This window comes from Limnobacter litoralis (assembly GCF_030160455.1).
Classification (GTDB): Bacteria; Pseudomonadota; Gammaproteobacteria; order Burkholderiales; family Burkholderiaceae_B; genus Limnobacter; species Limnobacter litoralis.
This window is the reverse complement of the sequence record NZ_BSOJ01000015.1, coordinates 395,801-422,231: the sequence shown is the minus strand read 5'-3', so window position 1 is coordinate 422,231 and position 26,431 is coordinate 395,801. Positions and strand designations below refer to the sequence as shown.

The following is a 26,431-nucleotide window of genomic DNA, read 5'->3' as shown; positions in this document are numbered from 1 at the left end:
AAGGTTAAGCTGATAAACACAGTATTGTAATGCATATGGGTCTTTCGCTGGGAGTTTTAGGCAATTCCAGAGAAGGGATGCTTGATTGGCATGGGATAATCCCTAGCAGTCAAGCCGACAGCGATTTCTTACACTGATTGGATTAAACAAAACATTGGAAAATTCATGAATTCTCCGCAGGATGATTTGGACACCTCGTCGGCCCGCAAAGAAATCTTGTCCCGTATTCGCAGTCTGCAGTCCAGACCCGAATCTGCCCGCGAAACCGAGAAGCGCCTTGCTGATGAATACGTCGCCTCGCACGCGATTGGCCCTCAGCCGTCACCGGTCGCCGATGTTGTGTCGCTTTTCGTTGAAAAGACAAAGGCGATGCTAAGCACTGTCGATGTGGTTGTGTCGGAAGATGGAGTGGTGGATGCAGTGAAATCATACTTGTCTGAGCGAGGTCTCTCCGGCAAAGTCAGCATCTGGCCCACCCTGGACCACCTGGACTGGCAAGCGCTTGGGCTGGATGTGAAGTTTGGCGCGCCCGCTGGAGACGACCTGATTGGCGTCAGTGGCGTGGCTTACGCGGTGGCTGAAACGGGCACACTCGTGTTTGCAAGCCAGCCTGACCAGCCAGCCAGCACGCACCTTCTGCCCGAGACGCACATTGCAGTTGTTCATGCCGCGCAAGTGGTTCACACCATGGAACGGGTGTTTGAATTGCGCCGTCAGGCTGGCCTGGCGATGCCCCGTGCCATGAATTTTGTGTCTGGTCCTTCTCGAACCGCCGACATTGAACAGACCATTGTGTTGGGGGCGCACGGGCCTTACCGGGTTCACGTGGTTTTAGTTCAGGCATCATGACCGAATCTTCGAAAGAGCCTGGCCTGGCGCGTCGTCAATTTGTCGCAAAATCGCTGGGCCTCGGTGCTGCAGCAATGGCTACCGCTCAGGCTGTGGCTGCGCCCGCTGTCGTCAAAACCATCAAGCCACAGGTGTTCAAGTTTCAAAGCACCTGGCCCACGCGCGATATTTTTAACGAGTTTGCGCAAGACTTTGCCAAAAAGGTCAACGACATGTCGGGCGGCGAGCTCCGGATCGACGTGTACCCCACCAACAGCATTGTTAAAGCCTTCGGTATTCAAAATGCGGTTCACAAAGGCATTTTGGATGGCGGGCACGGTGTGCCAACCTACTGGCATGACAGAAACCACGCGTTTTCACTGTTCGGGAGTGGCCCCGGTTTTGGAATGACTGCCAACCAGTTGCTGGCCTGGATCCATTACGGTGGTGGGCAGCAGCTCTACGACGAATTGGTTCAAAAGGAACTTGCGCTGAACATTCAGGGCTTCATGTACGGCCCCATGCCCGCTCAGCCATTCGGATGGTTCAGGGAACGCATAAACAGCCTGAAGGATCTACAAGGGCTGCGTTTCAGGGCGGTGGGCTTGTCTGCGGACGTTTATCGTGAAATGGGTTTGAAGGTGACAGCCCTGCAGCCTTCGGAAATTGTGTCCTGGCTGGACAAGGGCCTGATCGATGCCGCGGAGTTCAACAATCCGAGTTCAGACCGTGCACTTGGTTTTCCCAGCGTCACGTCTGTCTGTATGCTCAAGAGCTATCACCAGAGCGGTGAGGTGTTTGAGGTGATTTTCAACAAAGAGCGATTCGACGGATTGTCATTCGAGTTGCGATCAATCATTCGATATGCGCTGCAAGCGTCGTCTGCCGACATGAGCTGGAAGGCAGCGGAGCGGTACTCGGACGATTTTCAGGAAATGCGCCAGCGTCAGGGTGTACGGTACTACACGACGCCGGATGACATTTTGAAGGCCGAGCTGGTGGCCTGGAAGAAGATCATCGCCAGAGAGTCGGCTGCCAGTCCCATTTTCAGGCGCGTGATCGAGTCTCAGATGCGCTTTGCCCGCAGAGTGGTTGATTTTGAAAACGCGGTAACGCCCTCGTCAAAATTGTCTTATGACTTTTGGTTTGCCACGGCGTAACGCGCATTTCGGGTTAAACTGCCCGAAAACAACAACCAAGAGACTAGCATGGCTGACATTACTGCAAGACGTACACACACCATGGGCCTGGACGAGGCCAAAAAAACTGCACAAAAGCTGGCAGAGAAGCTTGAAAAAGACTTTCAGCTTGACAGCGAATGGATCGGCAATCAGCTTCGGTTCACCCGCAGCGGCGTGAAAGGAGCACTGGATGTCACCGACAAAGACGTGTCGATTGAGATCTCACTGGGCTTCATGTTGAAGGCCTTCAAGGGCAAAATCCAGTCCGAGATTGATCAAAACCTGGCCAAACTCTTTTCCTGAGCCTACTTCAGGCTGTCCAGATAGGAGCCAACGCTGGGGTATTTCAATTTAAACCGCAGTGTTGGCATCATCAGCGATTTAATTCGTCGCGATTCACTCATGAAGCTCCACATCATTGGGCTGACCATTTGCTTGGCCTCCGTTCGGCTGACGCGAGGCGGCCTGTCAAGACCAAAGTGATCGGCCACCCTGTCAAAATAGTCGCCCATTTTTTTTGGCTCTGAATCGCAGGCGTTGACCACTGCCCAGTTGCCCCCCTTGAACTGACACCAAAGCGCCAGCCTTGCAAGGTCAACCTCATGGATGTGGTTGGACCAGGAGTCCTCTTCGTCACGCAGAGCAGGGGTCTGGTTGCGAATTCGCTCCACGGGAAGGCGAGACTCGCCATAGATGCCTGGTGCACGCAAAATATGACCTGCGCAGCGATTCGATTGAATGGCTTGCCTGAGCTGGCTTTCTTGAACAACCCTTCGCTTGGCGCGCTCGCTTTGCGGCTGCACAGGTGATCTTTCCGTAATCCAGTGGCCTTGCGCATTGCCATACACGCCAGTGGTGGAAATGTAGGTCACAACAGGCTTGCGTGCGTGACCTTGATACTGGCTCAGGTAAAGGCAAGCCCTTTGAAGGCTGCGATCAATTGCCAGGCCCGGGTTGGGTGGTGCCATCCAAATCAGTCTGTTCGACAGTCTGCATAGTCTTTTCAAATCCACGATGCTGTTGAGGTCGGTTTGAATGGGCTTCGCACCCAGTGCGCGTATGGGGTTTGCCTTGGTCGTCAATTGACGGTAAGTCGCGGTAAAATGCAAGGTTGGTCGCTCTGAGATCAAGCGAAGCCCCACCTGACCACACCCTGCAATGACAATACGCATTTGCCGGAACTGTCTGGGCCTGCTTCGTTTGAAGAATCGGGGCGCTTTTGTCTGTTGTACTGGATCAGTTGTCATGAATCACAAGATCACTATTCTTCCATCGATGAAGCAGGTTGATTGCGAGCCAAGTGAAACCCTGTTGAATGCCGCTTTGCACGCCAATCTTATTTTGCCATACGGTTGCAAAGACGGAGCCTGTGGGTCCTGCAAGGCAGACCTTGTTTCTGGACTTGTGGACTACGGCACTTATCAGTCGCGCGCGTTGTCTGAAGAAGAACGTGTTCGGGGCAAAGTGCTGACCTGCTGTGCCCGACCCTTGTCAGACGTACAGCTGAAAGTACGCGAATTGTCAGGGCTTGGTGACATTCCCGTGAAGAAAATGCCCTGTCGTGTGCAGCACATTGATCGAAAAGCGGATGACGTCATTGTTCTGACGCTACAGTTGCCTGCCAATGAAGTGTTGCAATTTCTCGCTGGACAATACATTGAGTTCATATTGCGTGATGGATCTCGTAGAAGTTATTCGCTTGCCAATCCGCCCAGCCATCAGGGCAGCATTGAGTTGCACCTGCGACACATGCCAGGCGGCTTGTTCACCGACCATGTGTTCGGAACCATGAAAGAGCGCGAGATTCTTCGATTTGAAGGCCCTTTGGGAACATTCTTCCTTCGTGAAGAATCGACAAAGCCGGTGATTTTGCTGGCCAGTGGAACCGGATTTGCACCGATCAAGTCGATCGTTGAGCAGGCATTCTTCAAGAACCTGGACAGGCGTTTTGTGTTGTATTGGGGCGCCCGGACAAAACCCGACCTTTACATGCTCGAATTGGCAGAGCAATGGGCGCGTGATCATGGCAATTTCACCTTTGTGCCGGTGTTGTCTGAACCCACAACCGCTTGCAACTGGAGCGGGCGAACCGGTTTCGTGCATCACGCGGCGATGCAGGACCTGCCTGATATGTCTGCTTATCAGGTCTATGCCTGCGGCGCGCCCGTGGTGGTGGATTCAGCCCAGCGGGATTTTGTACAGCAATGTGGTTTGCCAGAAGACGAATTTTATGCGGACGCGTTTACATCGTTGGCAGATATGGACTCTTCACCCAAATAGGCTTGACGGACCCTCGGGTCTGACATCAGCTCTGCGGCATTGCCATCCAGTTCAATGCTGCCCGAGTCCATCACATAGGCGCGATCCGCAATTTGCAAGGCAATGTGAGCGTTTTGTTCAACCAGCAAAATGGTCACGCCCGTCTTGGACACCTGTTCTACCACCTCGTAGATTTTCTCGACCATGAGGGGGGCGAGCCCCATGCTCGGCTCGTCGAGCAACAACAATTCGGGCCTGCCCATCAGGGCGCGGCCAATGGCCAGCATTTGCTGTTCACCCCCGCTCAGCGTGCCTGCAGACTGCTTACGGCGTTCTTTCAACCTGGGGAAGGTGTCATAGATCTTTTCAAGATCGAGCAGAATGTCTGCGTTGTCTTTTCGGCAATAGGCGCCCATTTCCAGGTTTTCTTCGATGCTCATGCGCGCAAACACGCCCCGACCTTCGGGCACCAGTGAAATGCCGGCTTGAAGTCGCTGGTGCGCCTGCATGTGGCCCAAATGATGGGTCTGTTTGTAAGTGCAGGCATTGGCTGAAAATGGCAGCAGACCCGCAATCGCTTTGAGCGTGGTGGTTTTTCCTGCGCCGTTCGAACCGATCAGACAGACCAGTTCCGAGGTGTGCACCTGAAGCGAAATGCCCTTGACAGCCTGAATTCCGCCATATGAGACCGTCAGCCCCTGAATATTCAACAACGCGTCATGGGTGCTCATGAATTCCTCCGAGATAGGCCTCGATGACCGCTTTGGATTGCTGTACCTTCTGAGGGCTGCCTTGCTCGATGACCTTGCCGTAATCCAGCACAGTGACTGCGTCGCAGACCCCCATGACCAACTTGACATCGTGTTCAATCAAAAGCAGTGTGCGACCATCACCTCTCATGCGAAGAATGAGCTCTTTGAGTTTGAGCTTCTCAGTCGCATTCATGCCGGCAGCTGGCTCATCCAGGGCAAGCAATCGTGGGTTTGTTGCCAGCGCCCGTGCAATTTCAAGCCTGCGTTGGTCGCCGTAGGACAGTTCAGTTGACACGTGATCGGCGTATTGGGCTATTCCCACGTATTCAAGCAGTTCCAGGCTTTTGCGGCGAATGTCCAGTTCTTCCCGACGTTGGTGTGGACATCGGAGTATTGATCCAAGCACCCCTGCCTTGCTGCGGCAATGAAAGCCGACCATCACGTTTTCAAGCGCTGTCATGGAGGCGAACAAACGGATGTTTTGAAAAGTGCGGGCAATGCCCAGGCGGGCCACCTCATGGGGCGCTTTGGGCGAATAGGGTCTGCCGTCGAAAAGAAATTGCCCTTCATCTGCTGTGTACAGCCCCGTTATCAGGTTAAAACAGGTGGTTTTGCCTGCCCCGTTGGGTCCGATCAAGCCGTAAATTTGACCACTGTGAATTTCTAGGTTGACCTGGTCTACCGCGGTGAGACCTCCAAATCGCTTGGTCAGATTTTGAACAGTGAACAATGCCGGGCCACTCATGCTGCACCTCTTTGGGCCACTCGGCGACCCGTTCCGCGTCGCGCAGGCCACAAGCCTTGAGGGCGATAAAGCATGACCAGAATCATGGTCAGGCCGTAGATCAGGGAGCGCAATATTTCCGCATCAACCAACACGTGGCCGAACAGGTCTTGTTGCAGAGGCGTAACCACTTGGCGTAAAAACTCGGGAAAGCCGGACAACAGCAGGGCACCGAGAATGACCCCGGGGATGTGACCCATGCCACCCAGCACCACCATGCAAAGAATGATGATGGATTCCATCAGACCAAAGGATTCGGGGCTGACAAAACCCTGAAAGGCCGAGAACATGCCCCCGGAAACACCGCCAAATGAGGCGCCCAAGGCGAATGCCAGCAATTTCACGTTGCGGGTGTTGATGCCCATGGCCTTGGCGGCGGTTTCGTCTTCACGAATGGCTGTCCAGGCGCGACCCAGACGGCTGTTTTGCAGATGCATGCACACCACCATGATCAAAATGGCAAGTACCAGAAAAAGGTAGTAATACAGCACCAGCGACCCAGTGTGAACGCCCGCCACATCAAGCGGCTTGTCAAATGACACACTGCCCATGCGAACCGGGTCAATGAAGTTGATGCCCTGTGGGCCATTGGTGATGTTTAGGGGGGCATTCAGGTTGTTCAGGAAAATGCGGATAATTTCACCGAAACCGAGCGTCACGATGGCGAGGTAGTCACCGCGAAGTTTCAATGTGGGTGTGCCCAGTAAAACGCCGAACAGCGCCGCAACCAAGGCACCCAAGGGCAGCATGATCCAGATCGAGGTGTGCAGGCCTGCGGGAAAAGCGCTTGAAATCCAGTCAAAATTATCGGTGAGTTGGGGTGAGGCCAAAAGCCCATAAAGGTAAGCGCCCACGGCATAGAACGCGATGTAGCCCAGGTCCAGAAGGCCGGCAAAACCCACCACAATATTCAGTCCCAAAGCCAGCATGACATAGAGCAGTGCGACATCCAGAATTCGCACCCAGCTGTTGCCAAACCATTGCGCAGCCCACGGCATCAATACGAGAGCAAGGGTGACCAGGGCAAGCCCAGCACACTTTTTGAGAAGGCGGTCAGATTGTTGTTGCATTCGAATTTCTCCTCAGGCCCGGTCAGAGACTTTTTCGCCCAGCAGCCCGGAGGGTCTCAGGGTGAGAACCAGAATCAGGACTGCAAACGCAAAAATGTCCTGATAGTTGGAGCCAAATACCCCGCCGGTTAGCTGACCCAAGTATCCGCCGCCCAGGCTTTCAACCAGACCCAGTAGGAGCCCGCCCAACATAGCGCCGTAAATATTACCGATTCCACCCACCACTGCTGCGGTGAAGGCTTTCAGGCCAGGAATGAACCCCATGTAAAAGTGAGCCACCGAGTAATTGGCGGCCACCATGACGCCAGCCACCCCTGCAAGGCCGCCTCCGATCATGAAGGTGGCCGCAATCACGGTGTTTGGGTTGATTCCCATCAAGCTGGCGATGGCTGGGCTTTCTGCCGTGGCCCGCATGGCCTTGCCGATTCGGGTTTTGTTGATGATCAGTGTGAGTGCAATCATCAGCAGCATGGAGACAGACACGATCAGAATCTGGATGGGCGTGATGGACACCGTTCGTACGTAATCGATGCCGGCGGATGGTGGAAATGTGATGAGGTCTACAGGTTCAACAGGAAGGGTGGTGGGGAAGATCAGATAACTTCGTCCCCAAATGATCATGGCCAGGGTTTGAAGTGTAATGGATACGCCGATTGCCGTGATCAGTGGTGCCAGTCGGGGGGCGTTTCGCAGTGGCCTGTAGGCAATTCGTTCAATGCTGAAACTGACCGCCATGCAAACCGGTATTGCGGTTAGCAGGCCCGCTGTCAGCAGGACCCAGCCCGGAAGGCCCGGGGCAACGCCCGACAGTGCGGACATGGCTGAGTAGGCCGCCAAAGCACCGATCATCAAAACATCGCCGTGTGCGAAGTTAATTAACCCCAACACACCATAAACCATGGTGTAACCCAATGCGATCAGCGCGTAAATGCTGCCCAGCACCAGGCCATTAATAATTTGCTGCAGGAAAATATCCATATTGTTTCAACTTCGCCTTGAAAGAAAATAAGGAGGAGTTAATCGGTCATTTTCAGAGTCTAGTATACGCGAGCGCCCGTGCCGCCTTGCCTGGGCAGAAACAAGACAGTTAATTCCTTCTGAAACATTTCTGCCGAAATGGTGATACATTAAGTCTGCATTTAACCATTTCATTCAATCTGGCGGAGGTTTTCGGAGATGAGATTCAAACAGTCCTGGATACAAACAGCGATTTTGTCCTTATTTGGTGCATTGGCATTTAGTCCCGCCGCGCAGGCCAAAGATGTCATTGTCAAGATCGGGCACGTGGCGCCTCTGTCTGGCCCTCAGGCTCACTACGGCAAAGACAATGAGCGTGGGGCTCGCATGGCCATCGAAGACCTGAACGCCATGAAAATCCAGCTGGATGGCGGCACTGCCAAATTTGAATTGGTGCCCGAGGACGATGCAGCCGATCCCAAAACTGGTGCAATTGTGGCCCAAAAGCTGTGCGATGCAAAAGTCAATGGTGTCATCGGACATTTGAACAGTGGAACCACCATTCCGGCCTCCCGCATCTATTACAACTGTGGAATTCCTGAAATTTCCCCCTCAGCCACCAACCCCAAAATTACGCAGCAGGGCTTCGATTCCTTTTTCAGGGTGATCGCCAACGACAGTATGCTGGGTGTTGCTCTCGCAAAGTACGCCTTGAATGAGGTCAAAGCGAAGCGTGTTGTGGTGATTGACGACCGAACCGGTTACGGACAGCCCCTGGCCGATATCTTCAGCAAGCAGGTGGCAGCCAACGGTGGCAAGGTAATTGAACGGGAATACACCAATGACAAAGCCACTGATTTTTCTGCAATTCTGACGTCAGTGAAGCGCTCCAATCCTGATTTGGTGTTTTATGGCGGCATGGACGCGCAGGCAGGCCCCATGCTGAGGCAAATGAAGGCGCTGGGCATCAACGCCAAACTCATGGGGGGTGATGGAATCTGCACGACCGAGTTGATGAAGCTGGGCGGAGACAATGTTGGGCCGAATGTATTGTGTGCCGAGGGTGGCATGGCTTTGAGCAAGATGCCGGGTGGCCCAGCGTTTGAAGCGCGTTACAAAAAGGAATTCAACGCCGACATCCAGGTGTACGCGCCTTTTGTGTACGACGCCACAATGACCATGGGCATGGCCATGAAAGAGGCGGGTTCTGCCGATCCGAAGAAATACCTGCCCAAGTTGAGGAACATCAATTACAAAGGCGTCATTGGGACCATCAGCTTTGACAAGAACGGCGACATCAAGAACGGTGCAATTACGATCAACAGCTACAATGCGCAGGGAAAAACACCTGTTGCCATCTTGCAGTGATACCCAGAGATACACCACGAAAAAAGGCTCACCTTGGTGAGCCTTTTTTTTTCAGCTGACTGACTAGGTCAGTGAACGAATCAGTGAGACAGGACCCACTTGACCAGAATGTGAGCCTCTTCGTCAGTCACGTTCTGTGGGGGCATGGGAATTTGACCCCACACGCCCTTGCCACCATTCTTGACTTTGGCGACCAGCATCTCGACGGCTTTGGGGTCGCCTTTGTACTTGGCGGCCACGTCTTTGTAAGCTGGCCCAACAATCTTTTTGTCGATGGCGTGGCAAGCCAGACAAGCCTTGCTTTTTGCCAACTCTTCCGGCGTTGCAGCGTGGGCTGTAAAAGGCAGCGCCATACTGAATGCAACAGCTGCCAGGGCACCCATTTGCTTGATCATTTTTCACTTCTCCTCTTGTTAATATCTTTTCATATCTAAACGCTTCGGACGGTATTTTGGCAGACATGGCCTTTGTTTGTCATTCGAAAAAAAATGATTTTTCTACTTTTTGGATTTTTATTGTTGGTTTTAAAGTTGAGCCAAATTGAGCCAGTCTCTCAGTGGACCTGGATCATGGTCAGTTTGCCCTTTGCCGTTGCGGTCGTCTGGATGGAGCTGATAGAGCCCTTGATGGGACTGGACGCTCTGCGACAACGTAGGGAGCAGAAACGCTTTTTGGCCAGATTCGATCGCGACAAACAGACCTCCGGCCTGATGAGTCATGGTCAGGTCACCCGTCTAGAACGCAAAAGCAGGGACACGCAGGCGAGTAAACACGGGCGGTAGGCGTCCAATCAGCGGGTTAAGGCATACAATAGCCACTGTTTTTTTAAGCGCTGGCGCCCGTATGTTCGTTCATCCTCAATTCAACCCAATCGCTTTTTCAATTGGTCCCCTGGCCGTTCACTGGTATGGCCTGATGTACCTTTGTGGCTTTCTGGCTTTTGTATTCCTTGCCAAGCGACGCGTACCGCTGTTTCCTGGCATTGCCGTCGAAGATGTCGACAATTTGCTCACCTGGGCCGTGTTGGGGGTCATTCTGGGTGGCCGGCTGGGCTATGTCCTCTTTTACAAGCCTGAATACTATCTTCACAATCCCGCTGAAATTCCAGCCATTTGGGAAGGGGGCATGTCCTTTCATGGCGGCTTTCTCGGTGTGTTGCTCACCTGTTTCATTTATGCCCGGCACAAGGGCTGGAAATTCTTCGACTTGATGGATTTCGTGGCGCCTGCGGTACCACCAGGCCTCGCATTCGGACGTTTGGGGAATTTCATCAATGGCGAGCTGTGGGGCAGACCCACCGACGGATGGTGGGGTGTGGTGTTTCCACAGGCGGGTGACCGATTGCCACGACATCCCTCACAACTGTATGAAATGGCGCTGGAGGGCATCGTCTTATTCGGTGTGTTGTGGTGGTTTGCATCCAAGCCCCGTCAGCGTGGGGCGGTCGCAGCACTGTTTATGTTTGGATACGGTGCGGCACGGTTTACTGTGGAGTTTGCGCGTGAGCCAGACCGCTTTCTGGGCAAGTTGGCACTTGGGCTGTCGATGGGGCAATGGTTGTGTGTACCCATGCTGGTATTGGGTGTGTTGCTTTACTGGTGGTCGGTTGGCAAGCCAACTGCCATGGAAACCATGCGCAACATCAAAAAGAATTAAGCCTGAAGGCCGCTCAATAAAAAAACCCGGACTACTGAGTGGTCCGGGTTTTTTGTTGGGTCTCTGCCAGTGCAGTGTTGATCCGATCCCTGAACCTAAGGTTCAAGTGGGTCGCAGTGTGTAGATCTTTAGGTTTCCCTGGCAATGAAGAGGGAATCACACCGATCAACAGGATACCGCAACCGGGATCACAGATATTGGTTCACGGAATGCTGACCAACACCAGCACGGCAGAGATAAACTTGGCTAGTCGAACAAGCCGGCGTTCTTGGCCTCGGTGTTTTTAACAAGGCTTTGCTCAGCGATTCGACCAATGGAGTCGATTTTACGCTCAATGCTGTCAATGTCCAGCGCCAAAGTGGGTTTGTCTGAATTGGTGCCCACAATGGATTCATGTGCGATCTGGAGAGCCGCCATGACTGCGATTTTGTCGAGTCCTACGATTTTTCCGGTGTTCCGGATGCCCGACATTTTGGTTTCGACAATGTTCACAGCCTGCAGTAGCGCTGACCGTTCTTCAGGTTTGCAGGCAATTTTGAATTCCCTGCCCATAATCTTGACGTCAAGCGCTTCCAATTGAGTTCTCCGTGTTCAGGTCAAGTTCAGGAAACCATTGATTGATCATTTGATTGACCTGCCCTTGGGCCTGCGTCACCTTCTTCTTCAACTTCTCGTTTTCTTTGCTAAGCTGCATCAGCGATTCTTTGTTTTGGCTTGCCTCATAGCGAGCCTGTTCAAGCGCACCTGCCAGCTGTGTCACTTTTTCCTGAAGTTCATCGAGTTTCGCGAGCAATGACTGCGACATATAGTGGGCTCCATCATGACGTTGAACCGCCCCAACGGCTAACCACTGCATTTTACCCAAACAAACCCTGTTGTGAACCCGCATTTGTGCGGGTTTGCCGCAAGTTTCGTGTCAATTTTGCAGTTCGTAGGTCCAGCGTGTGGTCAACCATTGAGCCACCGGCTTGTTGTTTTGCGTGGCAGGCTCAAATCGCCACTGAGAAATGGCCTGTACGGCAGCAGCATCCAGATTGCCGTAACCGCTCGATTTCAGCACTTCAACTTTGCTTGCGGTGCCCGCTTCGCTGACCAGAATACGCAATTCAACCGTGCCTTGTTGACCCAGTCGTTTGGCCATGGGCGGATAAACCGGTTTTGGGTTGGTGGCAGCGTATTGTGCGTTTATTTTGGGTGCCGTGTTGGTCACCTGGGCTGCACTGGGCACAGGAGGGCTTGAATTGGCAGCCGGGGGACTCGGGTTGGCAGCGGGGGGGCTGGCTGCAATTGGTGGTGTTGACGAATGGACAGGCGTTTTTGGGGCTTCCGGCTTCGGATTGAGTGCGATGTCAGGCTTGTTTGCCGCTTCGTGCTGAGGCTCGGCGACTGGTTTTGCGGGTTTAGGTGGCTGTTTGGGTTCTGGGGGACGGGCTTTGACCGGGTTTACAGGTGGATCGATGCTTTTTGTGGCCGGCTCAGGCGCGTAAACCAGATAAGCCTGCATGGGTTGAGCCATTTTTATCGGTTCGTCGTCCCAGTGGCTTGCTGCGATCAGACCGATCATCAATAAGACAGCGTGCAGCACCACTGACATCGCCGCGCCAAGACCTTTTAACGAGTCTTGACCGGGCAGTGGTGTTCTGGCCTGCACCTGCATGGTTCTACAAGCTGAGGTTTTTCAGCCCGAGCACGTCCTGCATGTCAAACATGCCGGTGTTTTTGTTCATCAGATATTCAGCGGCTCTGATTGAGCCCTGCGCGTAGGTCATGCGACTTGCGCTTTTGTGGGTAATTTCGATTCGTTCGCCGATGCCGGCAAACATCACGGTGTGATCACCCACAATGTCGCCACCACGAATGGTCGAAAAGCCAATTGTTCCGGGTTTTCTTTCGCCGGTGATGCCTTCTCTGGCAAACACACCATCGGTGTCCAGGTTGACACCCATGACCTTGGCAACCACCTCGCCCATGCGCAATGCAGTGCCGGAAGGGGCATCTACCTTTTTGTTGTGGTGGGCTTCGATGATTTCAACGTCGTAACCGGAGTTCAGGATTTTTGCTGCCACTTCAAGCAGCTTGAACGTGGCGTTAACGCCCACGGCCATGTTCGGCGACCAGACTAGTGCGATTTGAGAAGCAAACTGGTGGATCTTTTCAAGCTGTTGTGCGTTGAAGCCGGTGGTGCCGATCACGGCCTTTACCTGATGTTTGGCGCAGATCTCAAGGTGGTTCAGTGTGCCTTCAGGACGAGTGAAATCGATCATGACGTCGGCATTGCTGAGTGCAGAGTTGACATCACTGGTGATGAGGACGCCTGTGTTGGCGCCCATAAAATCACCCGCATCCCGTCCAATCGCGGGTGACTGCGCCTGATCAAAAGCGCCTGTCAGCGCGCAGGCGGGGTTGTTGAGCACCGCTTCAATCAGTGTTTTTCCCATGCGCCCTGTGGCGCCTGCAATAGCAATTCGAATGGCTTGACTCATGATCTTATTTCAATACGGGGGCACGTTCGGTGCCGGTTACTTGGGATTGATCCTGGGTTTGCGAGGTCGGCTCGGGCTTTGCTGCGGGCTTTGACTGAGTGACAGGGCTTAGAACAGGATCTGCATTCTCAGGCACGTTTTCACCGCCTTTCTTGACCAGCTTGTCACCGTCGAAAATGACGGTGTAGCGCGATTCATAAACCTTTCCGTCAGCCTTTTTCAACCTGTAAACGTAATCCCAGCGGTTGGCGTGAAAGGCATCATTGAGCAGGGGAGTACCCAGAATGTACTTGACCTGATCTTTCGTCATGCCGATTTTGACTCGGTCAATGTCGGCCTGCGTGACATAGTTGCCTTGCTGAATGTCGAACTTGTAGGGCTTAATGATGCTGGGTACGTAGTTGGTCATTGACGAACATCCGGCCAAAGCGAACGTCAGCATGGCACCCAGAAGCAAATTCAGTCGTAAAATACGCATTGTGTTGATTGAAGTAGTTGACGTGATCGTCGGGTTAAGGCGTTATCATAAGCTACTTAAACCTTTTTTAGGCTCTCCCGGCAACAAAGTCATGACAACTGCTAGCGATCTCAAAAACATGGGGCTGAAGGCCACACTGCCCAGAATGAAGATTCTGGAACTGTTCCAGAGTGGTAACCATCGGCACCTGAGTGCAGAAGATGTTTACAAATTGCTGTTGCAGGAAGATCTTGATATCGGACTTGCCACCGTGTACAGGGTATTAACCCAATTTGAGCAGGCCGGGTTGCTGGCCCGCCAGCACTTTGAAACTGGCAAATCGGTGTTTGAACTGAATGAAGGTGAACACCATGACCACCTGGTGTGCATACAGTGCGGACTGGTCGAGGAATTTTACGACTCTGAAATCGAGAAACGTCAGCGCACCATCGCCCAAGAGCGCGGCTTCGAGCTTCACGATCACGCTTTGGCGCTTTACGGTTCTTGCATCAAGAAAGATTGCGAGCACCGCAAGGGCAAAAACTAGGCCACCTTTCAGCCCGCATTGATCATTTCCTGAGCCGCTGTCCGGGTGGCGCTTGTGATGTTCTGTCCGCCCAGCATTCTGGCAACTTCGGTGATTCGGCTCTCCGCTCCCAATTTCTGGATCACTGATCGCGTAAAACCATTGTCGATCGTTTTGCTGACCTGATAGTGATGATGCCCCTGCGCTGCAACCTGGGGCAGGTGAGTCACGCACAAAACCTGCTTGCCTTCGCCAAGGCTGCGCAGATATTTCCCCACTGTTTCAGCCACAGCCCCGCCAATTCCGCTGTCCACTTCGTCAAATATCAAGGTTGGAACTGGCGTGCTTTCTACGGTATTGACAGTGATGGCGAGGCTGATCCGGGCGAGTTCACCCCCCGAAGCCACTTTCTGGATGGGCTGCGGTGTAACCCCGGGGTGCCCAGCCACTTTGAATTCAATGTCATCGGACCCAAACGAGCTTGGTTCGCATTCGTTCAAGGCCACCTCAAAACGTCCACCTTGCATGCTCAGTGTCTGCATGGAGTCCGTCACGCATTTTGCCAACCTGGAGGCTGCTTCTATGCGGGAATTGCGCAAAACCAATGCGGCGGAGTCGTAGGCCATTTGAGCAACATGAAGCTGCTTTTCGAGTTGATCGAGGTCAAAACCGGTTTCAATCGATTCAATTTCCGCCCTGGTCTGTTCCCACTCTTCGTGCAACAGCTCGGGTGCGACGCGAAGTTTGCGCGCGGTGTCATGCCACTCGGACATTTGCCGGTCGACGTCTGCCAGAGAGTCCGGGTCCAGGTTGCTGTGTTTCAGATAATGTCCAAGATCATAGGCCGCCTCCCGAATCAGGATTTCCCCTTCGCCGAGATTCTTTACGATGTCGGCCAGGGTGTGGTCTCGCTGGCTGAGGTGTGTCAGGGAACCCAAGACCTCGGCCAGCTGATCCAGCATGGAATGCTCGTCTCCGCTGAGGGTGTTCAGCGCGGCCTGCGTCCCCGTCAAAAGCTCTGCACTGTGGCTCAATCGTTCATGTTCCTGGCTAAGCGTCTCCCACTGGCCGGGTTTGGGTGCCACTTTGTCCAGCGCGTCCAGTTTCCATTGGAGGGCAGACAACCGGGCCTCTTTTTCCTGTTGCCCCTCGCGCGCGCTGTTCAGCTGACGGCGGGCTTTGTGCAATGCCTGATAAGCGGAGCCAACGTTTGCCAATAAAGCATCATGCTGGGCGTAGGCGTCGAGCATACGCCTTTGCTCCGCGGGTTTGGTCAAAGTCTGGAATGCGTGCTGTCCGTGAATGTCGATCAGTGTTTCAGACAATTGCTTCAGGGTGGAAGCGGGTACTGGAGTTCCGTTGACAAACGCTTTGGAGCGTCCGCTGGATTCAATCACCCTGCGCAGAATGAGTTCACCTTCAGATGTATCCAGCCCCTGTTCTTCCAGAATGGCTTTGGCCTGCTCGTTCAGGTCGAACATGGCAGAAATGGTGGCTTTTTCAGCGCCTTCCCGCACCTGCGAAGCGTCAGATCGCGCCCCAAGGGTCAGCGACAGCGCGTCAATCAAAATGGACTTTCCTGCCCCGGTTTCACCGGATAGCACGGACATGCCCGAATCAAACTCAAGCTGTAGGTGGTCAACTATGACGAAATCCTGAATGGTCAAACTACTAAGCATGGTGTCCGCTGTCTCTCAATCCTCGTGTGCGAGAAGCCAGTTCTGTGGGGCTGGCGCTCCAGTGCAACTTTTGCCGCAACATGGCGAAATAATCATACCGTGGCGGATGAAGCAGGTGAATGGGTTTGGGGGCAACCTGAATTCGGATTTGGTCTCCGACCCGCACCCGGTCGTTGATTTGCATGTCGAAATGCACGCCGGTTTGCTTGCCGCCAGTCACTGTGATCTCAATGTTGCTGCTGGCCGGCAGGGCAATCGGACGGTTGGTCAAAGCGTGTGGGGCGACAGGTACGATCACGATACCGGCCAGGCTGGGGTGCAAAATGGGGCCGTCGGCCGACAGCGCATACGCTGTGGAACCTGTCGGCGTGGAAAGTATCAGTCCGTCTGCGCGCAAGTTGTACATCAACCGACCGTCCACTTCCACCTTCAGGTCAACCATGCCGCCCACAATGCCGCGGCTGATCACAATGTCATTGAGCGCAATGTGCTCGGCCATGGGCTCGCCATTTCTCAAAATCTGGCCGTGCAGGTATTGTCTCGACTCTTTGACGCTGTCGCCGCGCAGGGTTTCGATGAGTGTGGGGTCAATGTCATCCAGACGGATGTCCGTCAAAAACCCCAGTCTGCCCTGATTGATTCCGATCAAGGGTATTTCGCTTTCGGCAAGGTCTCGTGCAATGCCCAGAAAGGTGCCGTCTCCACCCGTGATGACCGCGTAATCCGCGTTTGATCGAATTTGTTCAATGCTGGCGAAGGTGTATTTCTGGCAACGCAGGTTGTCGTTTTTCTTGCTTTTTGGTAAAACGGAATCGCAGACGAGTACCTTGAATTGATTGGCGATCAGCAGATCGGCCACGTCGCTCCAGATGGTCTGGCTGACCCTGGCGCCATGTTTTGCAAACACTGCAACGCAGACTCCCTGCTTTTTCGGCATGCTGAATGTCCTGTTTTTGAGCTAAAGTGTGGTTTTACCCGCAATCCTAGCGTAATTCATTTCGGTAGTAAGTCGATGATAGACGAACGTGCGCGCTCGATACTCAAAACCCTCGTAGAAAGATACATTGCCGAGGGGAGCCCGGTCGGGTCTCGTGCCCTGTCCAGATGGTCTTCGCTGGATCTCAGCCCAGCCACCATTCGCAATGTCATGGCGGATCTGGAAGAGTTGCGTCTTGTGACTTCACCCCACACCTCCGCTGGTCGCGTTCCAACCCCATTGGGTTACCGGATGTTTGTGGATTCCCTTTTGACCGTCAAGCCCCTGACGCAAGACATTCAGGCCGTACTTAGTCAGCACATCAAACAGGACGACCCAAACAAGGTGGTCAGCAATGCGGTGGACCTCCTGTCCAGCTTGTCTTCGTTTGCCGGGGTGATCACCGCGCCTAAAAAATCAGCAAGTTTTCGGCAGATCGAATTCCTGAGCCTGTCCGACCGAAAAGTCTTGTTGATCATTGTCACGCCCGATGGGGACGTTCAAAACCGCATTTTGATCACCGAGAAAAAATACGCACAGTCCGAGTTGACCTCTGCGGCCAATTATTTCAACCAGCATTTCTCAGGGTTGAGCTTTCGCGAGGCCCGGCAGCGTCTGGCTGATGAATTGGGCCGAATCAGCCAGGACATCAGCCAGTTGATGCAAGCTGCGGTGAATGCGGGCACTGAATCTGAAAAGAATGCAGTCGATGGTGTGTTGGTCTCAGGCGAGAGCCGCTTGCTGGAGGTCAATGACCTGTTTGCAGACATGGACCGTTTGAAACGCATGTTCGGCATGTTCGAGCAGCGCACGGAACTGCTGCGCCTGCTCGAAAGCTCAAATCGGGCTCAAGGCGTCCAGATTTTCATTGGGGGTGAATCCAGCTTGGTCCCGATGGAAGAAATGAGCGTGATTTCGGCACCCTACGACATCAATGGTGAGGTGGTTGGTACCCTTGGAGTGATTGGTCCCACCCGGATGGCGTACGAACGATTGATCCCGATCGTAGACATCACAGCAAAACTGGTTTCGTCTGCACTGTCTGATCCGCAATAAGACGTCCCTTCAGTATACTTTCCCGTTTGCATACAGGCCGTTTTTCTCATGCGCAAAGAACCACCATTCAAGCACGGCACGCCCCAAAAGACAGCGGTAGTGCTGATTAATCTGGGTACGCCAGACAACCCAGACACGCCCTCATTAAGGCGTTATCTTGGACAGTTTCTGTCCGATCCGCGTGTTGTCGAAATTCCCAGGCTGATTTGGTGGTTAATCCTGAATTTGATCATTCTGAGAATTCGACCCAAAAAGTCGGCGGCCAAATATCGCACCATCTGGACAGAAGAGGGCTCTCCGCTGCTGGCCATCGGCAAACGCCAAGTGGCTGCACTGGAGGCCGGCTTCAAGGCAAGGCGATGGGGTGTACGCGTTGAACTGGCGATGCGCTACGGCAACCCTTCAGTTGCCAGCGTTATGGACAAGCTCCGGCAAGAGGCCTACGACAGGGTGCTTATCCTGCCGCTTTATCCGCAATATGCCGCAGCCACAACAGCTTCTTCATTCGATGCCGTGTTTGACTGGGCCAAGCCGGTTCGCAATGTACCCGAGTTGCGTCTGATCAAGCATTACCACGATCACCCGGCCTACATTCATGCGCTGGCTGAACATGTACGAAGGCAATGGCGAAAGATTGGCACTCCCGATTTTGCCCGGGGTGACATTCTGCTGATGAGTTTTCATGGTGTACCCGAGAAAACCCTTTTGGATGGCGACCCCTACCACTGTGAATGCCACAAGACAGCACGTTTGGTCGCTGAAGAATTGGGACTTGAAAAAGCGCACTACCGGGTCACCTTTCAATCCCGGTTTGGCAAAGCCAAGTGGCTTGGGCCATACACCGACAAAACCTTGCAGTCTCTCGGTCAATTGGGCACCAAGCGCATTGATGTGATGTGTCCAGGTTTCATGGCCGATTGCCTGGAAACGCTGGAAGAAATCAATGATGAGGGTCGTGAAACCTTTCAGCACGCGGGGGGTGGCGAGTTCAACTATCTGCCTTGTCTGAATGATTCTGAATTGTCAGGCGCCATGCTGACCGAAATTGCCGGGCAGCATTTGCAAGGCTGGCCTGTGGACCTCGGCTACGAGGAGTCCGCTGCGGCTGAATTGAGCGCCAGTCGGGCGCGGGCACTCGAAATGGGCGCAAAAGAAATTTCCTGAATTTTTTTCATCAGACCCTTGAAATTGGGTCACATGCCCCGATTTACCTCAAATCGTAAAAAAGGAGGAATCGAGCATGTCAGAGCCCACTGGGAACAACAATCCGGAAGAGCAGGCGCAGGCCCGCGCCGAACAGGATGCGGCAGCCAAAGGTGAGCAGGCTGCCCAACCCGCCAGTGAACCGGTTCAAGACGAACTGAGCATTCTGCGTGCGTCGCTTGAGCACGCCCATCAAGAAGTCGAGAAAAGCAAAGAGGTGTACCTTCGTCTGGCCGCCGACATGGAAAACCTGCGTCGCCGCACCCAGGAAGAGGTCTTGAAAGCGCACAAATTTGCCATCGAGTCTTTTGCAGAATCCCTTTTGCCCGTCCGCGACAGTCTGGAGTCAGCGCTGGCACTGGAAAACCAGACTCTGGAAGCTTTGCGTGAAGGCGTTTCGGCCACCCTTCGAATTCTTGAATCCTCGTTCGAGAAAGGCAAGGTTGTGGTGTTGAACCCGGTGGGAGAAAAGTTTGATCCCAATGCGCATCAGGCTGTGTCGATGGTGCCCGGCGATTCAGTGGATCCACCCGTGCCCAGCAATCACGTGGTTGCTGTGCTGCAAAAAGGTTATTTGATCAATGAACGAGTCTTGCGACCCGCTTTGGTGGCAGTGGCTCAATAAAAAATCGCTTGATTCAAAATGCGCGGGCTTGAACTTTGAAATCAAAGCCCCATATCTGAATCAACTTGGAACAATATTCACGGAGAACACATTATGGGAAGAATTATCGGTATTGACCTGGGTACCACCAACTCCTGCGTAGCAGTATTTGAAGGCGGTGGCTACAAGGTCGTTGAAAACTCGGAAGGCGCACGCACAACTCCATCCATCATCGCCTACATGGAAGACGGCGAAATTCTGGTGGGCGCGCCCGCCAAGCGTCAGGCTGTGACCAACCCCAAGAACACCCTGTACGCGGTGAAGCGTCTGATCGGCCGCAAGTTTGAAGACAAGGAAGTTCAGAAAGACATCGACTTGATGCCCTATGAAATCCTGAAGGCTGACAATGGCGACGCTTGGGTCGGTGTACGTGGCAACAAACTGGCGCCTCCCCAGGTGTCGGCTGAAGTGCTGCGCAAAATGAAAAAAACCGCCGAGGATTACCTGGGCGAGGAAGTGACCGAGGCCGTGATTACCGTGCCCGCGTATTTCAATGACAGTCAGCGTCAGGCCACCAAAGACGCAGGCCGTATCGCCGGTCTGGACGTCAAGCGCATTATTAACGAGCCAACGGCCGCCGCATTGGCCTTTGGCATGGACAAAGCCTCCAAGGGCGACCGCAAAATTGCGGTGTACGACCTGGGTGGTGGTACGTTCGACGTGTCCATCATTGAAATTGCCGACATCGACGGTGAAAAGCAGTTTGAAGTGTTGTCCACCAACGGTGACACCTTCCTGGGTGGTGAGGACTTCGACCAGCGCATCATCGACCACATCATTGATGAGTTCAAGAAGAACAATGGCGTGGACCTGTCCAAAGACCCGATCGCTTTGCAGCGCATCAAGGCCGCTGCCGAGCGCGCGAAGATCGAGTTGTCCTCGTCACAGCAAACCGAGATCAACGAGCCTTACATCGCCATGGCCAATGGCGCACCGGTGCACCTGACAGCCAAGCTCAGCCGCTCCAAGCTGGAAGCACTGGTTGAAGACCTGATTTCACGCACCATCGAGCCTTGCAAGATGGCCATGAAAGACGCGGGCGTGTCTGTGGGTGACATCGACGACATCATCCTGGTCGGTGGTATGACTCGCATGCCCAAAGTTCAGGATGCAGTGAAGAACTTCTTCGGCAAAGAGCCACGCAAAGACGTGAACCCGGACGAAGCTGTTGCCGCCGGTGCGGCCATTCAGGGTTCAGTGCTGAGTGGCGATCGCAAAGACGTGCTGTTGCTGGATGTGTCTCCACTGTCGCTGGGTATCGAGACGATGGGCGGCGTGATGACCAAAATGATCGAGAAAAACACGACCATTCCGACCAAGTTCAGTCAGGTCTTCTCAACCGCCGACGACAACCAGCCTGCCGTGACCATCAAGGTGTACCAGGGTGAACGTCAAATGGCGCGCGACAACAAGAGCCTGGGTGAATTCAACCTGGAAGGCATTCCACCTGCACCGCGCGGTGTGCCCCAGATTGAGGTGACCTTTGACATTGACGCCAACGGCATTTTGCATGTGTCGGCCAAAGACAAGGGCACCGGCAAGGAAAACAAGATCACCATCAAGGCCAACTCGGGCTTGTCTGAGGATGAAATCCAGAAGATGGTGAAAGACGCCGAGGTGAATGCTGCAGACGACGCCAAGCGTCGCGAGTTGGCGGAAGCCAAGAACCAGGCCGATGCCTTGGTGCACAGCACTCGCAAGAGTCTGGGTGAGTACGGCGATCAGCTGGATGCCGGCGAAAAGGAAAAGATCGAAGAAGCCTGCAAGGCACTTGAAGAAGCTGCAAAAGGCGACGACAAGGCCGTCATCGACGACAAGTCAAAGGCCCTTGCTGAAGCCGCGCAAAAGCTGGGCGAGAAGATGTACGCCGACATGCAGACCAAGCAGGCTGCTGAAGGAGCCCAGCAAGGTGCTGACGCACAGCACAATGCAGGCGCATCCTCAGCTGGCAAGAAGGACGATGGCGACGATGTGGTTGACGCTGACTTCAAGGAAGTCAAAGACAACTGAGCTTGAAATGGCGGCTGCAGGTATTGTGGCCGCCGTCTTGAAGGGCGATAAACCACTGTGTGTGGTTTCGCCCTTTTTGTGCAATCGGGACTTGTCCCGCGCTACTTGAGACAAAGATGGCGAAAAGAGACTTCTATGAAATTCTGGGTGTGGCCAAAAATGCCACAGACGATGAGCTGAAAAAGGCTTATCGCAAACTGGCAATGAAATACCACCCAGACCGCAATCCAGGGGATTCCACGGCTGAGGCCAAGTTCAAGGAGGCCAAGGAAGCCTACGAAATGCTGAGCGATGCGCAAAAGCGTGCTGCTTACGACCGCTATGGACACGCCGGTGTTGATCCGAACATGGGTGGTGGCGGTGGTGCGGGCGCAGGCGGATTTGCCGATTTTTCAGACGCGTTTGGCGACATTTTTGGTGACATTTTCGGGGGTGGCCGTTCTGGCGGTGGGCGAAGCAATGCTTACCGTGGGTCAGACCTGAAATACAACATGGAAATTACGCTGGAGCAGGCGGCAAAGGGTTTTGAGACCCAAATTCGTGTGCCCGTGTGGGACAACTGCACCGTGTGTTCCGGCAGCGGTGCCAAACCAGGCACCAAGCCTGAAACCTGCTCCACTTGCGGTGGATCGGGTGCTGTGCGCATGACCCAGGGATTTTTCAGTGTTCAGCAAACCTGTCCGAAGTGCCATGGTACCGGCAAGATGATCGCCCAACCGTGCCACAACTGTGAAGGTTTGGGCCGCAAGAAAACCAACAAGACACTGGAAGTCAAGATTCCGGCAGGTATTGACGATGGCATGCGCATTCGCTTGAGCGGCAAAGGCGAGCCTGGCGTGAATGGTGGGCCCGCGGGTGATTTGTACGTTGAAGTTCATTTGCGTGAGCACAGCGTCTTCCAGCGTGAAGGCGACGACCTGCACTGCGAAATGCCGGTGTCCTTCGCGACGGCGGCTTTGGGCGGCACCATTGAAGTGCCAACTCTGGGAGGCAAGGCTTCCTTCGAGATTCCAGAAGGCACCCAGACCGGTAAAACGTTCCGCTTGCGGGGCAAGGGCATTAAAGGGGTTCGTTCGTCCTACCCCGGTGACCTGTTTTGCCATGTGGTCGTTGAAACGCCCGTTCGCTTGTCAGACCGACAAAAGGAGTTGCTGAAAGAGTTTGAGCAGTCTTGCACGGCCGATGGCGACAAGCACTCGCCACGCGCCAAAAGCTGGATGGACAAGGTCAAAGACTTTTTCGGTTAAATCAGATGCAAGCGCCAGGCAATAAAAAAACCGCCCTTGATTGGGCGGTTTTTTTTGCATATGCTTTTCAAGCAGCGGCAATGGCCCCAGAGGCTGCATTTTCCCCGGTGGCCTCGTAACCCAGGCGCACATAAATGGGGGCGTAGGGCTCAGCCTGGGTGACGCGCAGCAACCCTTCACGCGTCAATTCCAGCATGGCAATGAAATGAACCACGACGACGGGCACGCCACGCTGGACGTCAAACAAATCAAAAAATTCCACGAACTTCTGGGTTTGCAGGCGTCGCAAAATGAAGGTCATGTGCTCTCGCACGGACAATTCCTCTCGGGAAATGGTGTGAGTTTTGTTCAAGCTGGCGCGCCGCAGAATGGCCTGCCAGGCTTCTTTCAATTCATGGGGCAGTACGTCAGGCAGTCTGGCCACCGTCTCTGGGTCGTGGTGGGCGTGGCTCACCCAAAAGTCACGATCAATCACAGGCAGTTTGTCCAGTTCCTGGGCCGCCAGCTTCATCTGCTCGTACTCAATCAAGCGCCTCGCCAGTTCCGCCCTGGGGTCCTCGGGCTCGCTGCCATCATCTTTGGGGATGACGGGCAGCAACATTCGGGATTTAATCTCGATAAGCATGGCCGCCATGAGCAGGTACTCGGCCGCCAGTTCAAGGTTGCGATTCCGGATTTCGTTGATGTATTCAAGGTACTGACGTGTCAGGTCAGCCATCGGAATGTCGAGAATGTTGAAGTTTTGCTTTCTGATCAAGTACAGCAAAAGGTCAAGCGGGCCTTCGAAAGCCTCCAGAAACACCTCCAGGGCGTCTGGTGGAATGTACAGATCGGTTGGAACGTTGAACAGCGGCTCACCGTAGAGCCTGGCAAGTGCGAGGCCATCTACTGTGTCGGGGGTGGAGTCGCGATCTGACTGACCGGCCAACTCGTCGAGTTTGCTGTTCAATCGCCGACTTTACTTGGTGGAATACACATACGGCTTTTGGGGCACTTTGGCCTCTGAATAGCCTTTTTGCAGATTGCGGTCCAGTTGTTTGTCCCACAGCAGTGAGCGACCTTTTCGCTGTTCCGCTTCCAGATACTCGCGTTCGGTCTTGAGCTGATTCAAAAACTGGGTTGCTTCAGATTCGTATTTCATGTTTACCTCGAAGTGTTCGCAATGGGTTGTTAGCTGATTTTCATGCCTGGCAGGGCATTGGCGCCGGCAGTCAGCGCAGACAATGCGCTGTCGTCGTCAGACGCAGCGCAAAGCACCATGCCCTCGGATAGGCCGAATTTCATTTTTCTGGGGGCCAAATTGGCCACCACGACCACCTTTTGGCCCAGTAACTGGTCAGGTGTGTAATGCGCCGCAATACCAGAGAATATGTTTCTCGGTCTTTCTTCACCCAGATCCACTGAGAGCTGCAGCAATTTCTTGGAGCCTTCCACTGCGTTGCAGGCCGTCACCAGGCCAATGCGCAGGTCGAGCTTTGCAAAGTCGTCGATGGAAATGTAAGCACTGTCTTGAGCGTCCACTTGGGCGGTCGGCTGGCTTGATGATGCCTTGGCACTGACCTGTGCAGGAGCCTGTGCATTGCCTAGGGACTGCTTGTTGGCGTCGATGAGCGCGTTGATCTGCTTTTGATCCACGCGCTGCATCAGATGTTTAAAGGGCTGAACCGGCTTGGTACTGCTCAATGGTGTGTCAGTGTCAGACCAGGTCAGGCTCTCGATGCCCATGATTTGTTCAGCATTGATGGCCAGTTGTGGCAGCACAGGCTTCAGATACAAAGTCAGCAGGCGAAATGCTTCAAGACAGACTGAACAGGCCGTTTGCAAAGCCAAATCTGCCCCTTCCTTTTTGGCCAGTTCCCAGGGCTTTTCCTGGTCCACATAGGCGTTGACTTGGTCGGCACACGCCATGATTTCGCGAATGGCCTTGCCAAATTCACGGTCGTTGAAATGACCAGCGATGATTGGGCTTTTTCCGCGCAGATCGGTCAGCAGTGGGTGATTCATGGCTGAATCAAGCACCTTGCCCTCAAATTTCTTGACCAAAAAACCTGCGCTGCGGCTGGCAATGTTGATGTACTTGCCCACCAGGTCGCTGTTTACGCGGGCCGTGAAGTCGGCAAAACTGAGGTCGAGGTCTTCAGTGCTGGCATTTAGCTTGGCGGCGAAGTAGTAGCGCAGCCACTCGGGATTTAGCCCTTGCGCGATGTAGCTTTCGGCGGTGATGAAGGTGCCGCGCGATTTGGACATCTTTGCACCATCGACCGTCAGAAAGCCATGCGCGTTGACCTTGCTTGGGGTGCGCATGTCGGCAAACTCAAGCATGGCAGGCCAGAAAAGGGCGTGAAAATAAAGAATGTCTTTGCCGATGAAGTGAATCAGTTCACATTCACTGTCTTTGTTCAGAAACTCTTCCGGGTCGATATTCAGACGGGCGCAAAGTTGGCTGAAACTGGCGAAATAGCCCACCGGTGCATCCAGCCAGACGTAAAAGTATTTTCCGGGCGCGTCCGGAATCTCAAAGCCGAAATAAGGGGCGTCGCGGGATATATCCCAGTCTGCCAGTTTGCCGCTGCCTTCTTCACCCAGCCATTCTTGCATTTTGCGCATGGCCTCGGGTTGTAGCCGACCGGGTGTTGTTGTCCAGCTCCGCAGGAACGATTCACAACGTGGGTCGGACAACTTGAAGAAATAGTGATCTGAGCTTTTTCGGACAGGCGCAGCCCCCGAGACGGTTGAATAGGCGTTTTTCAGCTCGGTGGGTTGATAGGTTGCACCGCAGACCTCGCAGGAGTCGCCGTATTGGTCTTTGGCTCCGCACTTTGGGCATTCGCCCTTGATGAAGCGGTCTGGCAAGAACATTTCTTTGACCGGGTCATAGAATTGCTCCACCGGTCGCATTTCGATCAGGCCTTTGTCCCGCAATCTTTTGTAAATGAGTTCGCAGTAGGCCTTGTTTTCAGGCGAATTGGTGGAGTAATAATTGTCGAAGCCCACGCCGAAGCTTGCGAAGTCACGTTGATGTTCACCGCTAACGCGCTCAATCAGTGCCTCGGGCGTAATACCCTCGGATTGCGCGCGAAGCATGACCGGGGTGCCGTGTGTGTCGTCGGCGCACACGTAATACACGGTGTGCTTCTGCATTTTCTGAAAACGAACCCAAATGTCGGTCTGAATGTATTCGACCAAATGGCCAAGGTGAATGGCGCCATTGGCGTAGGGCAGGGCAGAAGTTACTAAAATTCGACGAGTCACGGTGCTGTTCTAGTGGTGAACCA

General features: G+C 53.8%; 29 protein-coding genes and 1 other RNA gene. 13 read left to right on the top strand and 17 right to left on the bottom strand.

What is annotated here, in order from left to right:
* The first annotated feature begins 165 nt into the window (after window positions 1–165).
* The 3 genes from QQJ87_RS09045 to QQJ87_RS09035 are packed head-to-tail and all read left to right on the top strand — an operon-like array spanning window position 166 to window position 2,312.
* Entirely contained in the window at window positions 166–849 is a 684-nt protein-coding gene (locus tag QQJ87_RS09045; protein WP_284281324.1) for a LutC/YkgG family protein, read from the top strand.
* Window positions 846–1,988 (top strand): TRAP transporter substrate-binding protein, encoded by a 1,143-nt coding sequence (locus QQJ87_RS09040; protein ID WP_284281323.1) that lies wholly within the window; start codon window positions 846–848, stop codon window positions 1,986–1,988. Before QQJ87_RS09045 ends, QQJ87_RS09040 begins: the two co-directional genes overlap by 4 nt.
* Window positions 1,989–2,036: 48 nt before the next feature.
* A complete protein-coding gene (locus tag QQJ87_RS09035; RefSeq protein WP_284281321.1) occupies window positions 2,037–2,312 on the top strand; it encodes a polyhydroxyalkanoic acid system family protein in 276 nt (91 codons plus the stop codon).
* 2 nt (window positions 2,313–2,314) lie between these two features.
* Here the strand turns inward: QQJ87_RS09035 and QQJ87_RS09030 are convergent, their stop codons facing one another.
* On the bottom strand, window positions 2,315–3,181 hold the full coding sequence (locus QQJ87_RS09030) for a Rossmann-fold NAD(P)-binding domain-containing protein (RefSeq protein WP_284281320.1): 867 nt from the start codon (window positions 3,179–3,181) through the stop codon (window positions 2,315–2,317).
* 73 nt (window positions 3,182–3,254) lie between these two features.
* Here QQJ87_RS09030 and QQJ87_RS09025 point away from each other — a divergent pair, with 73 nt between their 5' ends.
* Window positions 3,255–4,289 (top strand): CDP-6-deoxy-delta-3,4-glucoseen reductase, encoded by a 1,035-nt coding sequence (locus QQJ87_RS09025; RefSeq protein ID WP_284281319.1) that lies wholly within the window; start codon window positions 3,255–3,257, stop codon window positions 4,287–4,289.
* Here QQJ87_RS09025 and QQJ87_RS09020 read toward each other — a convergent pair.
* The 4 genes from QQJ87_RS09020 to QQJ87_RS09005 form a co-directional block, all read right to left on the bottom strand.
* Window positions 4,238–4,999, bottom strand: coding sequence for an ABC transporter ATP-binding protein (locus QQJ87_RS09020; protein ID WP_284281318.1), 762 nt, complete (start codon window positions 4,997–4,999; stop codon window positions 4,238–4,240). The genes QQJ87_RS09025 and QQJ87_RS09020 overlap by 52 nt on opposite strands.
* On the bottom strand, window positions 4,986–5,765 hold the full coding sequence (locus tag QQJ87_RS09015) for an ABC transporter ATP-binding protein (protein ID WP_284281316.1): 780 nt from the start codon (window positions 5,763–5,765) through the stop codon (window positions 4,986–4,988). The genes QQJ87_RS09020 and QQJ87_RS09015 overlap by 14 nt, the downstream gene beginning before the upstream one ends.
* Window positions 5,762–6,802, bottom strand: a complete 1,041-nt coding sequence (locus tag QQJ87_RS09010) for an ABC transporter permease subunit (RefSeq protein WP_414674904.1) — start codon at window positions 6,800–6,802, stop codon at window positions 5,762–5,764. Before QQJ87_RS09010 ends, QQJ87_RS09015 begins: the two co-directional genes overlap by 4 nt.
* Before the next feature lie 84 nt (window positions 6,803–6,886).
* Window positions 6,887–7,852: a branched-chain amino acid ABC transporter permease gene (locus QQJ87_RS09005; protein ID WP_284281314.1), complete on the bottom strand. Its 966-nt coding sequence runs from the start codon at window positions 7,850–7,852 to the stop codon at window positions 6,887–6,889.
* 198 nt (window positions 7,853–8,050) lie between these two features.
* Between QQJ87_RS09005 and QQJ87_RS09000 the strand changes: the two genes are divergently transcribed.
* On the top strand, window positions 8,051–9,199 hold the full coding sequence (locus tag QQJ87_RS09000; RefSeq protein ID WP_284281313.1) for a branched-chain amino acid ABC transporter substrate-binding protein: 1,149 nt from the start codon (window positions 8,051–8,053) through the stop codon (window positions 9,197–9,199).
* A gap of 80 nt (window positions 9,200–9,279) precedes the next feature.
* Here QQJ87_RS09000 and QQJ87_RS08995 read toward each other — a convergent pair whose 3' ends face one another.
* Window positions 9,280–9,594, bottom strand: a complete 315-nt coding sequence (locus tag QQJ87_RS08995; RefSeq protein WP_284281312.1) for a c-type cytochrome — start codon at window positions 9,592–9,594, stop codon at window positions 9,280–9,282.
* 93 nt (window positions 9,595–9,687) lie between these two features.
* On the opposite strand from QQJ87_RS08995, the gene QQJ87_RS08990 reads away from it, so the two are divergent.
* Together QQJ87_RS08990 and lgt are read left to right on the top strand one after the other, a co-directional pair.
* Window positions 9,688–9,981 (top strand): TIGR04438 family Trp-rich protein, encoded by a 294-nt coding sequence (locus QQJ87_RS08990; protein ID WP_284281311.1) that lies wholly within the window; start codon window positions 9,688–9,690, stop codon window positions 9,979–9,981.
* Between the two features lie 61 nt (window positions 9,982–10,042).
* Window positions 10,043–10,855 carry a prolipoprotein diacylglyceryl transferase gene (gene lgt, locus QQJ87_RS08985; RefSeq protein ID WP_284281309.1) on the top strand — a complete coding sequence of 271 codons (813 nt, stop codon included), beginning with the start codon at window positions 10,043–10,045 and terminating at the stop codon, window positions 10,853–10,855.
* Between the two features lie 56 nt (window positions 10,856–10,911).
* Here lgt and ssrS read toward each other — a convergent pair.
* The 6 genes from ssrS to QQJ87_RS08955 all read right to left on the bottom strand — a co-directional run bounded on the left by ssrS (window position 10,912) and on the right by QQJ87_RS08955 (window position 13,816).
* Window positions 10,912–11,095, bottom strand: a non-coding RNA gene (gene ssrS, locus QQJ87_RS08980) — 6S RNA.
* 6 nt (window positions 11,096–11,101) lie between these two features.
* Complete coding sequence (locus QQJ87_RS08975) at window positions 11,102–11,431, bottom strand: cell division protein ZapA (protein ID WP_284281308.1); 330 nt, start codon at window positions 11,429–11,431, stop codon at window positions 11,102–11,104.
* Entirely contained in the window at window positions 11,418–11,660 is a 243-nt protein-coding gene (locus tag QQJ87_RS08970; RefSeq protein ID WP_284281307.1) for a hypothetical protein, read from the bottom strand. The genes QQJ87_RS08975 and QQJ87_RS08970 overlap by 14 nt, the downstream gene beginning before the upstream one ends.
* A 111-nt stretch (window positions 11,661–11,771) precedes the next feature.
* Window positions 11,772–12,512, bottom strand: coding sequence for an energy transducer TonB (locus tag QQJ87_RS08965; protein ID WP_284281306.1), 741 nt, complete (start codon window positions 12,510–12,512; stop codon window positions 11,772–11,774).
* Window positions 12,513–12,516: 4 nt separating this feature from the next.
* Complete coding sequence (gene dapB / locus QQJ87_RS08960) at window positions 12,517–13,338, bottom strand: 4-hydroxy-tetrahydrodipicolinate reductase (RefSeq protein WP_284281304.1); 822 nt, start codon at window positions 13,336–13,338, stop codon at window positions 12,517–12,519.
* 4 nt (window positions 13,339–13,342) lie between these two features.
* On the bottom strand, window positions 13,343–13,816 hold the full coding sequence (locus QQJ87_RS08955; RefSeq protein ID WP_284281302.1) for an outer membrane protein assembly factor BamE: 474 nt from the start codon (window positions 13,814–13,816) through the stop codon (window positions 13,343–13,345).
* A gap of 91 nt (window positions 13,817–13,907) precedes the next feature.
* Between QQJ87_RS08955 and fur the strand changes: the two genes are divergently transcribed.
* The gene (gene fur / locus QQJ87_RS08950; protein ID WP_284281301.1) at window positions 13,908–14,342 is read left to right on the top strand and encodes a ferric iron uptake transcriptional regulator; all 435 of its coding nucleotides are present in this window, start codon (window positions 13,908–13,910) and stop codon (window positions 14,340–14,342) included.
* Between the two features lie 8 nt (window positions 14,343–14,350).
* Here fur and recN read toward each other — a convergent pair whose 3' ends face one another.
* Window positions 14,351–16,000: a DNA repair protein RecN gene (gene recN, locus QQJ87_RS08945; RefSeq protein ID WP_284281300.1), complete on the bottom strand. Its 1,650-nt coding sequence runs from the start codon at window positions 15,998–16,000 to the stop codon at window positions 14,351–14,353.
* Entirely contained in the window at window positions 15,993–16,937 is a 945-nt protein-coding gene (locus QQJ87_RS08940) for an NAD(+)/NADH kinase (protein ID WP_284281299.1), read from the bottom strand. Before QQJ87_RS08940 ends, recN begins: the two co-directional genes overlap by 8 nt.
* Window positions 16,938–17,012: 75 nt before the next feature.
* Between QQJ87_RS08940 and hrcA the strand changes: the two genes are divergently transcribed.
* From hrcA to dnaJ, 5 genes are all read left to right on the top strand, one after another.
* The gene (gene hrcA / locus QQJ87_RS08935) at window positions 17,013–18,032 is read left to right on the top strand and encodes a heat-inducible transcriptional repressor HrcA (protein WP_284281298.1); all 1,020 of its coding nucleotides are present in this window, start codon (window positions 17,013–17,015) and stop codon (window positions 18,030–18,032) included.
* 48 nt (window positions 18,033–18,080) lie between these two features.
* Window positions 18,081–19,196, top strand: a complete 1,116-nt coding sequence (hemH, locus tag QQJ87_RS08930) for a ferrochelatase (RefSeq protein WP_284281297.1) — start codon at window positions 18,081–18,083, stop codon at window positions 19,194–19,196.
* A 76-nt stretch (window positions 19,197–19,272) separates the two neighbouring features.
* A complete protein-coding gene (gene grpE / locus QQJ87_RS08925; protein WP_284281296.1) occupies window positions 19,273–19,860 on the top strand; it encodes a nucleotide exchange factor GrpE in 588 nt (195 codons plus the stop codon).
* Window positions 19,861–19,953: 93 nt separating this feature from the next.
* Window positions 19,954–21,909, top strand: coding sequence for a molecular chaperone DnaK (gene dnaK / locus QQJ87_RS08920; protein WP_284281295.1), 1,956 nt, complete (start codon window positions 19,954–19,956; stop codon window positions 21,907–21,909).
* A gap of 116 nt (window positions 21,910–22,025) precedes the next feature.
* Window positions 22,026–23,156: a molecular chaperone DnaJ gene (dnaJ, locus tag QQJ87_RS08915; protein WP_284281294.1), complete on the top strand. Its 1,131-nt coding sequence runs from the start codon at window positions 22,026–22,028 to the stop codon at window positions 23,154–23,156.
* Window positions 23,157–23,223: 67 nt separating this feature from the next.
* On the opposite strand, the gene QQJ87_RS08910 is transcribed toward dnaJ, so the two are convergent.
* The 3 genes from QQJ87_RS08910 to metG are packed head-to-tail and all read right to left on the bottom strand — an operon-like array spanning window position 23,224 to window position 26,408.
* Window positions 23,224–24,105: a segregation and condensation protein A gene (locus tag QQJ87_RS08910; protein ID WP_284281293.1), complete on the bottom strand. Its 882-nt coding sequence runs from the start codon at window positions 24,103–24,105 to the stop codon at window positions 23,224–23,226.
* A 9-nt stretch (window positions 24,106–24,114) separates the two neighbouring features.
* On the bottom strand, window positions 24,115–24,297 hold the full coding sequence (locus QQJ87_RS08905; RefSeq protein WP_284281292.1) for a DUF3460 family protein: 183 nt from the start codon (window positions 24,295–24,297) through the stop codon (window positions 24,115–24,117).
* Between the two features lie 29 nt (window positions 24,298–24,326).
* On the bottom strand, window positions 24,327–26,408 hold the full coding sequence (gene metG / locus QQJ87_RS08900) for a methionine--tRNA ligase (RefSeq protein WP_284281291.1): 2,082 nt from the start codon (window positions 26,406–26,408) through the stop codon (window positions 24,327–24,329).
* Window positions 26,409–26,431: the final 23 nt, after the last annotated feature.